Here is an 11,771-nt window from a genome sequence, read left to right as displayed (position 1 = left end):
ACAATCTGAAATTGCGATCGGCTTTAAAAAATGTCGACGGCTTTTGAGCCCAACCCATCCCGGTAAGCCTTCGGGCCTGCCGGCTCTCCTCCCTCCTTTCCTGAAAAACTGGCCGTCGCAGGCGAACACCAAGTATTCTGTGCATCAACTATCCGGTGCAACACAGGCTCGCCCATGCTATTCCATTACAAAAAAAACCAAACTCGCCAAGCCCTGAGTGTTGCGCTCAACATACTGGCGATACCCGTTATTCTCTATGGGTTTCAGCATTTCTTTAAAGACCAGCCAGACTTCCAAAATATATACGCTGTGGTTGAGAAGGGCGCTATTGCTGTGGCGGTTGTCTTGGCCGTAATTCTGGCCTGGCTTCTGAAAAGAAGGGACAAGTTCGAAATATATCTAACGGAAAAGGAGTTTTATAGCCACCACCCTGCGTTCAAGGAGTGGTGTTTCAGGATCAGCCCTCAAGATATTGCAGCGATCGAGCACAAGTTGAATATCGGATCAGGCTATATGACTAATATAAACGTTCGCATGAACAATGGGGAAGCCCACCAACTGTGCATGAACTACCCCTTTTCTCGAAAGAACTTATACAGCGCACTAAAACAGGTTAATCCGAAAATCCAGTTTCCAAGTAACCCCAACACGTTTAATCATAAACGGAAGAAGTAAAGTCCACATCTGGTCAGGACTTGGCAAATTCCAGGTACCGGCTAGCCGCCTGCTGCTTCTCACTCTGGCTGTTCAGCAACTCCATTCGCAGCCGATCAATTATGCTCATGTACTCATCCAGAGGTGAGTTGGCTTTCCCTAAATCCTTGGTTTCCTGAATAAAGGCTTGCTGCTTTTCCCGGATCTCATTGAGTTTTTCCAGAGCGCCACGAATGGCCTCAATCCGGGCACCCACGAGCCCGCCAATTTCGCCGACTCCTTCGCCACCTGCTACAGCGCCGTCACTACTGTTAATGCGCTGAAATGCAGAAGGTATCTCCACAGCATTCTGCTCAGCCAGGGTAATTTCTTCGAGTGTGCGAACTTCGCCGTCTGTTGTCAGGTAAATGCCAGAGGCCTGTATCTGCCCCAAGGGAATGCCCTGGCGATTCGTAAGGGTAAAGTTGTCCTCTGCACTACCAACGTACAGTGCTTGCACCCCCACCTCGCTAAGGGACTTCAAGGCCTGCTCGCCATCGGCTCCCTGCACCCACACAGACAAAGACGAAAACACCTCATCGTTGGCATCAATCCAAAGGTTGCCATCGTCATCATAGTTGGCGAGTTCACTGAAACCGGACCCACTCTGAGGCCCAAACAGTTCCGTGCCGTCGTCCACTTTGTCGTTGCCATTCCGGTCGAATACGAGATAACCACTGCCGCTTCCGAGGCTAGCGAACTGCGCGGATTTGCCGTTTCCTTCCATGTCGAACTCGAACAAAGTATCGGTCAGTTGTGCGGTGGCACTGCCGAAGTTAATCACCAGCGGGTCGGTCATGGGCCGCTCTTCAATCCGCAGGCTTTCGGAATATTCATAGGTTCGGGATTGCGACTGGCGGAGCGACAGGGTGAAATCAATGGTTTCGCCGTTCTCAAGCGAAATGCTTCCGGTAGAAGCAAACGAACGGGATTCACTTTGTGAATAGAACATATAGCGATTCGCTTCAACAGACATGCTGCCGTTCGCCTGAGCAGCGGAATCACCGCTGAGCGCAGCACGGCCCACACTGATAGCCTGCTGGCCTCGGAGGAATAAGTCCGTAGTTTTCTCCACCAGCTCAGCACTGGAATACACCGCGTTGCGATCGCCCCCGCTGACGGTGCTGGAATTTGAAAAGCCGAGGCGTTCCTGGCTGTTGTATCGATAGGCTGCATCGCGGGTTATGTTGAGCTGCCTGCCCCCACCCTGCCCTTCTGCACGGTTGCCGGGCAAGGACTGCTGGTTAATCCGCAGCTGGCTCTGGCTGAACGCCGTTTCCTGACGGGAGTTTCCCTGAAGAAAGGAAATTTGACTGGATACGATCATGGCGCCGGTTTACCTCTGAGTTCTTTGTTTATCTAACCCCCTATCGGCAGTAACAAACTGAACTTGAGTATTTTTTGCGCAAGCTACCCTTTCGCAGGCTAACTGCCTTCCTCCTAAACCATAAAGCGCACGAAAGCAGCCGCAAGAATCCCAGCGGCAATTGCGGGCAGCGGTTTTTTGAGTATAAGCATGACAACGGCGGTAACGGAGAGAGCCGCCAAAGCGCCTGCATCACCACCAAAGGCCATGGGTACGATGATGGCGATGAGCACAGAGCTTGCCATGGTGTTAATGAAGCTCTCGATGCGGGGGCTTATGCGCACAAAGGACATGATAAACACGCCCCCGAACCGGGTGACCAAAGTTACCAGGGTCATGATCAGAATGAGTAACAATACGCCGGTCGTGGTGGTTTCGATGGTCATGCCAAGTCCTCCCCAACACGTTCATCAACCGACGTGTTTTCCAGCCAGAAGAAGCCAACCACACCACCGGCAAGGGCTCCGGCAACCACATGGGTGTTGGCGGGCAACCACTTCCATGCAGCCAGTGAAGCAATAGCGGCCAGCGCCCAGGCGACCAGCACACGGGGATTCTTTTTGCCACCCAGCGCCATGGCCAGCAGAAAACAGCCCAGCACCATGTCCATCCCAAGGCTTTTCGGATTCTGCAAAAGCCCACCGAAATACACGCCCAGCCAGGTGCCGACAATCCACGCCAGCCAGAGCGCCAGACCGCCACCAACAATCACTTCCAGATTGCGCCTGCCGCTCTGATATTCCTGGGCGGATACCGCCCAATTGGCATCTGTAAGGAGCAATAGAATGCCATAGCGCTTTGCAGGAGATACGTCCTTCAACATGGGGTAAAGCGAAGCACCCATCAGCAGATGACGGGAATTGATAGCAAACACTACGATGATTACCGGGATAACAGACACCTCTGCTCCCCACATATCAATCGCGGCAAATTGTGATGCACCGGCAAACACCAAAGTGCTCATCAGCAAAGATTCCAGAGGGCCTAGACCCTCCTGCACGGCGGCAAGTCCGAATGCAGCGCCAAAGGCCACTACAAACAGGGATATAGGGAGCATCCGAACAAGTTCGTAGCGAACTTGTTCGGGCTGGAACTGGTAGGTATATGACGCATTTTTCATCTACGCAAGCTAAGGAAATTTCCCCGGCGCGCGTATCAGTAGTTTCCGCAAGTGTGAGTTATTGATCCAACAAGAAGTTTTCAAATGCAACTATCACATAAGCATGAATTAAGCTTCACCATACATCTTTTGGAATTGACCTTCCCGCTCGCACCGATTAGTTTAGATTTTGCTCGACCTCAAAAGGGCTATCCCCTGTGAAGGGAGCCGAGCACCTGAAATCAAAAACGCCGGCCACAAGCCGGACGACAAAAACAACATTGCCACTGCCGCCGAGATCCGGCCAAGTGGAGAGGATTTCAATATGCTAATTTCAGCACGTCTTGGAGACGTCTTGTGCAGTGCACATTCGTTCCTACCTGCTAATATAGTCGCCTTTAATTTCCGCAACTTAGAGCCCACTCGGGCCAAGGAAGAGAGGTGATCCCATGACTGTATTCAGCCATCCCGAATTTGATAACCACGAACACCTGTCTTTTTTCTGCGATCCCGAAACCGGGCTCAAAGCCATTGTTGCCATACATAATACCTCCCGCGGCCCAGCTCTTGGTGGTTGCCGGATGTTTCCCTATGCCAGTGATGAAGAAGCATTGCGCGATGTGCTGCGCTTATCCAAGGGCATGACCTACAAATCGGCGCTGGCCAATCTTGACCTGGGCGGCGGTAAATCTGTGATTATTGGCGACCCCCGCAAGGATAAAAGCGAAGCTTTGCTTGAAGCCATGGGCAAGCACCTGGAAGGGCTTGGCGGCCAGTACATTGGCGCTGAGGACTCCGGAACCAGCGTGCCAGACCTTCAAGTGATGGGGCGGCACACCCAACACGTTGCAGGCATTGTTGAACACATTGCCTTTGATGGCCAACCCAGTAATGGTGACCCTTCACCTACCACCGCTTATGGCGTTTTTGTCGGCCTGAAAGCTGCGGTAAGGCACAAACTTGGCCGGGAAGATCTGAAAGGTTTGAAGGTTGCCATCCAGGGTGTGGGAAATGTGGGCTTTCGACTGGCTCGCCACCTTAAAGACGCGGGTGCCGAGCTCTGGGTGTACGACATTCATCAAGACAACATGCAGCGCGCCATAGACGAACTTGGCGCCAAAGCGGCATCGGCTGAAGACATCTTATTCCTGCCGGTAGACGTTGTTGCGCCTTGTGCGATGGGTGCTGTGCTGAATGACGACAGTATTCCCCGCCTGAAAGCGACAGTGATTGCTGGCGCAGCCAACAACCTGCTTCAGCGCCCGGATCACGACCAGGCTTTGAAAGACCGGGGCATTTTATATGCACCGGACTTCGCGATTAATTCGGGTGGCATTATCGACGTGTTTTACGAGCGCACCGGAGCCTCGCCGGATGAGGTACGCGCCCACGTGGAAGGCATTGGCCAAACTCTGACTGAGATCTTTACGCGCTCAGAAGCCAGCGGCATTGCTACGGGTGCAGTTGCCAACAAGCTTGCCGAAGAGCGTTTTCGGGCGCGTGCTGAGAATGCTTCTGAATCCAGGGAGCAGCTTGCGGGCGCCTAATTAGTGACATTTACTTTATGGGGCCTTGAGCGCATCGAGGCCCCCGCTCTTCCAAACAAAAACAAGTAATTGGCAGGAGACAATTATGTCTGACTCTAATGCAACAAACCCGGCCGCAATGGAGGGTTCCAATGCTGGCCGGGGGCTCTGGTCCTCGCGCTTTGCCTTCATTCTTGCCGCCACAGGTTCTGCTGTCGGCCTAGGCAACATCTGGAAATTCCCCTACGTTACCGGCGAAAATGGCGGTGGCGCTTTTGTATTGGTTTACCTTCTGTGTATTGCCGCCATTGGTCTGCCAATTATGATGGCCGAGGTGCTTATTGGTCGTCGTGGTGGGCGCAGCCCGGTTAACAGTCTCAAACAAATCGCAAAGCAGCAGGGAATCAATCCTTCCTGGCGGGCGGTTGGTGCAATCGGTGTAATTGCTGGCTTTCTGATTCTTTCGTTTTACTCGGTCATTGGCGGCTGGGCAGTGTCGTATGTGGGTAGTGCTGCGAGCGGACAGTTTACGGGCCAGTCTGCGGATGCCATTGGCGAGATCTTCTCCAGCTTGCTGGCCGACCCGCTCACCCTCTTGATGTGGCATACCCTGTTCATGGCCTTGGTAGTCCTTGTGGTAGCCAAGGGCGTGCGTGCGGGGCTTGAGCGAGCTGTCAGCATTCTGATGCCTGCGCTGTTCCTTCTGCTGCTTGCAGTAGTTGGCTTCGCCATGACCACTGGCGAGTTCGGGCGGGCGGTAAGCTTCCTGTTTCAACCAGACTTTTCCAAACTCACTACTGCCGGTGTACTGGTCGCTTTGGGGCACGCGTTCTTCACCCTGAGCCTTGGCATGGCAGTAATGATGGCTTACGGCTCCTACCTGCCGAAAAACATCTCCATCGCCAAAACATCCATAGCTGTATGTCTCATCGACACTGGCGTGGCACTGCTGGCGGGGCTGGCTATCTTCCCGATCGTTTTCGCCAACGGCCTTGAGCCTGGCGCGGGCCCGGGCCTGATCTTCCAGACCCTGCCACTGGCGTTTGGTCAAATGCCTATGGGCAGCCTGTTCGGAACCCTGTTCTTTGTATTGCTGATTTTCGCCGCTTGGACGTCAGGAATTTCCCTGTTGGAGCCGATTGTAGAATGGCTGGAAGAGCAAAAAGGCATGAACCGCACCATCAGTGCGCTGGCGGCAGGCTTTGTGTGCTGGGCTCTGGGTATTGCGTCGATCCTGTCCCTGAACCTGTGGTCAGGCTTTGCACCATTGGGGTGGATCACCATGCTGGAAGGCAAAACCATCTTTGACCTGTTGGACTTCTTTACTGCCAACATCATGTTGCCTTTGGGCGGCTTGCTGGTTGCGGTATTTGCTGGCTGGATTATGTCCCGCAAGGCCATGGAAGAAGAGCTGGCGCTCTCCAAGCCCATGTTCAATCTTTGGTACGTTACCGTGCGGTTCATTACTCCGGTGGCTGTGGGAACGGTGTTTGTTTACAACCTTGTTGGAGCCTAAGCCAGCACCCGGCCTATAGCTGATCGAGGGAGGCCCTGAGGGTCTCCCCGATTCTTGCGTTCAGCTTCAGTTCCGCCAACTCTTCTGCACGTGTTCTCCCCAGATTCAGGGTAGCTATCGGCTTGCCCAGTTCTTTGGCGTAGCGGCAAAAGCGAAAGCCGGAGAAGACCATCAACGAAGATCCAATCACCAACAAACCATCACTTGCCTTGAGCGTCTCTTTCGCCAATTCCACTCTTTGCTTCGGTACAAAGTCACCAAAAAACACGACATCTGGCTTTAGTATTCCGTTGCATCGCGGGCAATCTGCAAGACGGAAATCGGAGAAATCTACATCCAGATCTGCATCACCATCTGGAGCAGCCTCCGCCTTATAGCCCTGAAAGGCCGGATTAAGCTCGGCACTGCGTTCGTGTACCTCATCTCGAGCGCATCTATAACCACAGCTCATACAGAGCACTTCATCTGCACGTCCATGCAAGTCGCTTACGCCCTGTGTACCCGCTTTTTGATGCAGGCGGTCTACATTCTGGGTGACCACGAGGCTGGAATGATTGCGCATTTCCAGTTCAGCAATATGGAAGTGGGAGGCGTTAGGCTTTGCATTGCGGATCACCGGCCAGCCAATCAAGCTGCGCCCCCAGTATCGCTGGCGGGTTTCATGGCTCTCCATGAACTCACGGTGCTGAACTGGTTGCTTACGCTTCCATGCGCCTTCACCATCGCGGTAATCAGGAATACCGGAATCTGTGCTTACACCTGCGCCGGTCAAAATCATTAACCTGGGATTGCGGCGAATGAAGTCTGCCAGCATCTCGCCCGCCTGCTCTGGTTCATGCACAACCGGCGGCGCATCCAGCTCGGGCAGGCGTTGATTCGGACTGAAGGGTCGAGTTCTGTAGGTCGTCACGGTTTGCGGGCCACGTATACGGTGTTAAAAGATTCCCTGTTCTGGAACGGGTTGTAGAAGCTCACTACATGACAAACGACGTCCGTGAACACATTCTGCAGCACATCCATGAATACGTCGTCTTCTGCCTCATTGGACCACATGGCAAAGATACCACGGGGTTTGAGTTGCCTTGCCATGCGGCTGATATTGTCGGTGGTGTAGAAGCTGGCGTTGGAGTCGTTCAGCAGAGCGCGGGGAGAGTGGTCGATATCCAGGAGTATGGCGTCGAATTCTTTGCCGGGTGCCTGGGGATCAAAGCCACCGTGTTCGGGGTCGGCAATGGCGAGGTCAAAGAAGCTGCCGTGGATGTAGCGGCTGCGGGCATCGGCGTTGATGTCTTTGCCGAGGGGTACGTATTCTTGCTGGTGCCAGCGGATGACGGGTTCGAAGTATTCGACGATCAGCAGTTCCCCTACTCGCTCATGTTTGAGTGCGGCTACGGCGGTATAGCCTAGCCCGAGGCCGCCTACGACAACGCTGAGGTTATCCCCTTCGGTTTCATTCAGCCCTAGGTTTGAGAGTGCGACTTCGGCGTCTACGAACATGCTGGACATGAGAAATTCTTCGCCGAGTTTTACTTCGTAGATGTCTCGGTCGCCCAGTGCGGGGATGCGTCGGCGGCGGAGTGTGATTTCGCCGATTTCGGAGGGTTGGCTATCTATTTGCTCGAACAGTCTTGCCACTGAGGTGCCTCTTTTTTTCTTTGCTTTGATTTTTTTCGTGCCTGCATAAGATCGGCACTGTGCAAGCGCCTATGGGGGGCCTTCTCCCAAAAACCGCTGCAAGTACATCCATGTACGCTTGGCTCCGCACATTTTTGGGAGAAGGCCCCCCATAGGCGCTACTGTCTACTCCCTTGGATTCGTCGCTTCACACACATTTGAGTGGGAGGACCGCACCGGTGCAACGGCCTACTCCCCAGTATTCTCCGACGCAGTCAGACTCTCGGTTAAAATCGTCCGCATTTTCTCCGCACCGAGTTTGTTCATAAGCTCAATGTTCCGCAGCGGTATTCCATCTACATCCGGATGATTATCAATCGCCGCTTCCAGACTGGCTTCCCGCAACAGGTGAAGCATGGGGAACGGAGATCGATTGGTGTAATTCTCCGCATCATCCGATTCAGTGCCAGCAAACTGATATTCCGGATGGAAACTGGCAATCTGGTAGATGCCTTCCATGTCCAGATAGGTTAACAGCCCGTCGGCAGCGCCCAGAAACTCGTTGTAGTCTGCAAAGTCTTGCAGTACGTGGGGGTGGATCAGGATTGTGGTTTCGATTTCCGGTTCATCGTCCAAGCGCAGGAGTTCGGTTTGCAGGGCTTGGAGGAGTCCGTCTTCGTTATCTGCCTCGGATACCACAAACCGTACCCGGTCTCTGACCAGTTCCCGCTTGGCGAAGGGGCACAGGTTGTAACCAACAACAACGTCTTCGACCCATTTCCGGGTTGCTTGAACTACCGTTCCGTCGTTCACAATTAATCCCTCTGGTTGTTGATCCAAACTCCATAGTTCAGATCGGGCAGGCTGGCAGGGCTGTCCAAAAAATGTGCGGAGCCATGGATGGCGGAGCCAAGCGTATAAGGATGTATTAACAGCGGTTTTTTGGACAGCCCTGCCAGACTGCCCAGCCTCCAAAGAATCAGTAAGTTTTAGACATAACCCTGGCTACGAAGATAATCATCATAAGTCCCACTAAAGTCCGTAATGCCATCCGGCGTAAGCTCAATAATTCGAGTCGCCAGGGAAGACACAAACTCACGGTCGTGGCTCACGAAAATCAGTGTACCCGGATAGTTCTCAAGTGCCAGGTTCAGCGCCTCGATAGACTCCATATCCAAGTGGTTAGTAGGCTCATCCAGCAGCATTACGTTCGGCTTTTGCAGAATCAGCTTACCGAACAACATGCGCCCCTGCTCACCACCGGAAATAACCCGCACCGATTTACCAATATCATCGCCAGAAAACAGCATACGCCCCAGGGTGCCGCGAACCAGTTGCTCGCCGCCGGTGGTCCACTGTGCCATCCACTCAGATAGCGTGTCGTCATCCGCAAAATCATCCGTGTGATCCTGGGCGTAGTAGCCCACTTCCGCGCTATCGGTCCACTTAACCTCACCGCTGTCCGGCTCATAAGCGCCAGCCAGGCACTGCAGTAATGTGGTTTTACCAATACCGTTGGGGCCGATAATGGCCACGCGCTCGCCAGCTTCCACCTGCAGGTTCAGCTTGTTGAACAGCGTATTGCCATCAAAACCTTTGGTCAGATCCCGAATGGTTACGGCTTGGCGGTGCAGTTTCTTGCCCTGCTCAAAACGGATAAACGGGCTTACGCGGCTGGATGGCTTTACTTCATCCAGCTGGATCTTGTCGATCTGGCGAGCACGGGAGGTGGCCTGTTTGGCTTTCGAGGCGTTGGCCGAGAAGCGGCTTACGAACTGCTGGAGTTCTGCAATCTGTGCCTTCTTCTTGGCGTTGTCTGCCTGCAGGCGCTCGCGAGCCATGGTGGCGGCGGTCATGTATTCATCGTAGTTGCCCGGGAACAACCTCAGCTCACCGTAATCCAGATCGGCCATGTGGGTGCACACGCTGTTCAGGAAGTGGCGGTCGTGGGAAATGATGATCATGGTGCTGCTGCGAGCTACCAGAATATTTTCCAGCCAACGGATAGTGTTAATGTCCAGGTGGTTGGTGGGTTCGTCGAGCAACAATACGTCGGGATCAGAAAACAGTGCCTGCGCCAACAAAACTCGCAATTTCCAGCCAGGGGCCAGGTTGCTCATAGGGCCTTCGTGTTGCTCCAGGGGTATATCCAACCCCAATAGCAATTCACCAGCGCGGGATTCAGCTGTGTAGCCGTCCATCTCCGCGAACTGAACTTCCAGATCTGCCACGGCCATACCGTCTTCTTCGCTCATCTCTGCCAGCGAGTAGATGCGATCACGCTCTTTCTTTACGTGCCAAAGCTCTTCATGGCCCATGATGACGGTGTCCATAACAGAGCAGGTTTCGTAGGCAAACTGATCCTGCCGCAACTTACCCAGGCGAACGTTCGGCTCCAGCATAACCTGGCCGGCAGAAGGCTCCAGGTCGCCACCGAGGATTTTCATCAGTGTGGATTTACCGCAGCCATTGGCTCCGATCAGGCCGTAGCGGTTGCCGTTACCGAACTTGGCAGAAACGTTTTCAAACAGGGGCTTTGCCCCGAATTGCATGGTGATGTTGGCAGTAGAGATCAAGAAACAAACCTATAGATGTGAGGGCCAGCGCTGCACCGGCTAAAGAAAGCCGGCATTGTACAGGTTTGCGGTGATTACCGTGAGGCCGCAGAAACACGCATAAAAAGGGCTTGCCTCAAGCCCGACGGAAGGGCAGCATTCCTTCTCTGAAGTTCCCATTCATTTTATGTAAGGACAGTAACCATGGCACAGGCAACCGCACGCCACATTCTGGTAGACAGCGAAGCAAAGTGTGAAGAACTGAAAGCCGCAATCGAGGGTGGTCAGGACTTTGCAGAAGTTGCAAAGCAGCACTCCTCTTGCCCTTCCGGCCGCAACGGCGGTGATCTGGGCTCATTCGGCCCAGGCCAGATGGTTCCAGAGTTCGATAAAGTAGTGTTCAGCGGTGAAGTGAATAAGGTTCTCGGACCAGTAAAAACCCAGTTTGGTTATCACCTGCTGGAAGTTACCAGCCGCAGCTAAGGGCTTACCCTTGCCGCGACTGGCTTTTGGCTCCTGATCAACTCAGGAGCCAAGGTTTCTATTTTTGCGGAAGGAGGAAGCGTGCCAACTGGCTGCCGATGGATTCAATAGGCTCGGTAATCGCCTGCTGGATGCTTTCAGTTACTGTTTTGGAAAATGCAGTTCCCGCCTCGCTTTCCAGAAAATCGATATACAACCCCATCTCCTGAGCGCTGATTTTTTCGTAGGTATGTAGATAGCTGTCATACACCTGCTGCTCCACAATGCCCCGAATGGCGCTACGCTGACTACCTAGTTTCTGTTTCAGCTCATCGTAATTTGTCGAATCGCTGCTGAATGCAGCCATTGCTGTTGCCAAGCCGAGTTGCACCGCAATAGTTGTATCCACTGCACTTTCGGTTGCGCGAGCAGCCCGATCGAACCGTTCAAACATACGTGCGCGATCAGTGCCTTTGTACTTCTTGTTCAGCTCTGAGGCTCGTGCCTGAATCTGCCCCCATGCTGCCGGATCGGAGGCCGCGATTTCTGCCGCTGATATTTTTCGGGCAACGGGCGTTTTGTACCAGCCCTCTACCGCCTCAAGCTGCTTACCCGAAAGGTTGTGCTCCAGGTTACTTACAATTTTCTGTTCTATATCTGCCGCGCTAAAGCTGTTGCGGACTACATATCCAAGCGTGTCTGCAACCATAGGTGGCAGCTTCTGGCTGCGCTTCACACCCTCGCGAATACCTTCGGCCATCATAGCCGGATAGCGTTCAACAATATCGTCGATAGGCGATGCCGTCAGCACCCGCTGCGCGCTGGGCGCAGCCATGGCAGAGCCGGCCATAAACAGGCCAGCAACTAAAAGAGGTTTAACTAGGGTACCAAGCTTCATTTAACTATCATCCTGTTTGGTGGATGCAGCGTTTATGACACG

Annotated in this window: 12 protein-coding genes; 4 read left to right on the top strand and 8 right to left on the bottom strand. The window is 53.6% G+C overall.

All coding sequences use genetic code 11. The features are described 5' to 3' along the window. Positions 1-174: 174 nt before the first annotated feature. Entirely contained in the window at positions 175-675 is a 501-nt protein-coding gene (locus CDH47_RS17520) for a hypothetical protein (RefSeq protein WP_100638522.1), read from the top strand. Positions 676-688: 13 nt separating this feature from the next. Here CDH47_RS17520 and CDH47_RS04040 read toward each other — a convergent pair whose 3' ends face one another. The 3 genes from CDH47_RS04040 to CDH47_RS04030 all read right to left on the bottom strand — a co-directional run bounded on the left by CDH47_RS04040 (position 689) and on the right by CDH47_RS04030 (position 3,179). After that, positions 689-2,020, bottom strand: coding sequence for a hypothetical protein (locus CDH47_RS04040; protein ID WP_100638521.1), 1,332 nt, complete (start codon positions 2,018-2,020; stop codon positions 689-691). Between the two features lie 113 nt (positions 2,021-2,133). Beyond that, on the bottom strand, positions 2,134-2,445 hold the full coding sequence (locus tag CDH47_RS04035) for an AzlD family protein (RefSeq protein ID WP_100638520.1): 312 nt from the start codon (positions 2,443-2,445) through the stop codon (positions 2,134-2,136). Then, the gene (locus CDH47_RS04030; RefSeq protein WP_100638519.1) at positions 2,442-3,179 is read right to left on the bottom strand and encodes an AzlC family ABC transporter permease; all 738 of its coding nucleotides are present in this window, start codon (positions 3,177-3,179) and stop codon (positions 2,442-2,444) included. Before CDH47_RS04030 ends, CDH47_RS04035 begins: the two co-directional genes overlap by 4 nt. Before the next feature lie 428 nt (positions 3,180-3,607). On the opposite strand from CDH47_RS04030, the gene CDH47_RS04025 reads away from it, so the two are divergent. Continuing rightward, complete coding sequence (locus tag CDH47_RS04025; protein WP_100638518.1) at positions 3,608-4,705, top strand: Leu/Phe/Val dehydrogenase; 1,098 nt, start codon at positions 3,608-3,610, stop codon at positions 4,703-4,705. 85 nt (positions 4,706-4,790) lie between these two features. Then, positions 4,791-6,200 carry a sodium-dependent transporter gene (locus CDH47_RS04020; RefSeq protein WP_100638517.1) on the top strand — a complete coding sequence of 470 codons (1,410 nt, stop codon included), beginning with the start codon at positions 4,791-4,793 and terminating at the stop codon, positions 6,198-6,200. Positions 6,201-6,213: 13 nt separating this feature from the next. Here CDH47_RS04020 and CDH47_RS04015 read toward each other — a convergent pair whose 3' ends face one another. The 4 genes from CDH47_RS04015 to CDH47_RS04000 form a co-directional block, all read right to left on the bottom strand. Next, positions 6,214-7,110, bottom strand: coding sequence for an NAD-dependent protein deacetylase (locus tag CDH47_RS04015; protein ID WP_100638516.1), 897 nt, complete (start codon positions 7,108-7,110; stop codon positions 6,214-6,216). Next, complete coding sequence (locus tag CDH47_RS04010; RefSeq protein ID WP_100638515.1) at positions 7,107-7,835, bottom strand: polyamine aminopropyltransferase; 729 nt, start codon at positions 7,833-7,835, stop codon at positions 7,107-7,109. Before CDH47_RS04010 ends, CDH47_RS04015 begins: the two co-directional genes overlap by 4 nt. A gap of 228 nt (positions 7,836-8,063) precedes the next feature. Further along, positions 8,064-8,627, bottom strand: a complete 564-nt coding sequence (locus CDH47_RS04005; RefSeq protein ID WP_100638514.1) for a DUF1415 domain-containing protein — start codon at positions 8,625-8,627, stop codon at positions 8,064-8,066. A gap of 176 nt (positions 8,628-8,803) precedes the next feature. Continuing rightward, on the bottom strand, positions 8,804-10,390 hold the full coding sequence (locus tag CDH47_RS04000) for an ABC-F family ATPase (protein WP_100638513.1): 1,587 nt from the start codon (positions 10,388-10,390) through the stop codon (positions 8,804-8,806). 183 nt (positions 10,391-10,573) lie between these two features. Between CDH47_RS04000 and CDH47_RS03995 the strand changes: the two genes are divergently transcribed. Next, complete coding sequence (locus tag CDH47_RS03995) at positions 10,574-10,852, top strand: peptidylprolyl isomerase (RefSeq protein ID WP_100638512.1); 279 nt, start codon at positions 10,574-10,576, stop codon at positions 10,850-10,852. A gap of 58 nt (positions 10,853-10,910) precedes the next feature. Here CDH47_RS03995 and CDH47_RS03990 read toward each other — a convergent pair whose 3' ends face one another. Next, a complete protein-coding gene (locus tag CDH47_RS03990) occupies positions 10,911-11,729 on the bottom strand; it encodes a DUF2059 domain-containing protein (protein ID WP_100638511.1) in 819 nt (272 codons plus the stop codon). Positions 11,730-11,771 lie beyond the last annotated feature (42 nt).

The sequence above is a fragment of the Marinobacter salexigens genome, assembly GCF_002806945.1.
GTDB classification, from domain to species: Bacteria; Pseudomonadota; Gammaproteobacteria; order Pseudomonadales; family Oleiphilaceae; genus Marinobacter; species Marinobacter salexigens.
This window is presented reverse-complemented; position numbering and strand designations above follow the sequence as displayed.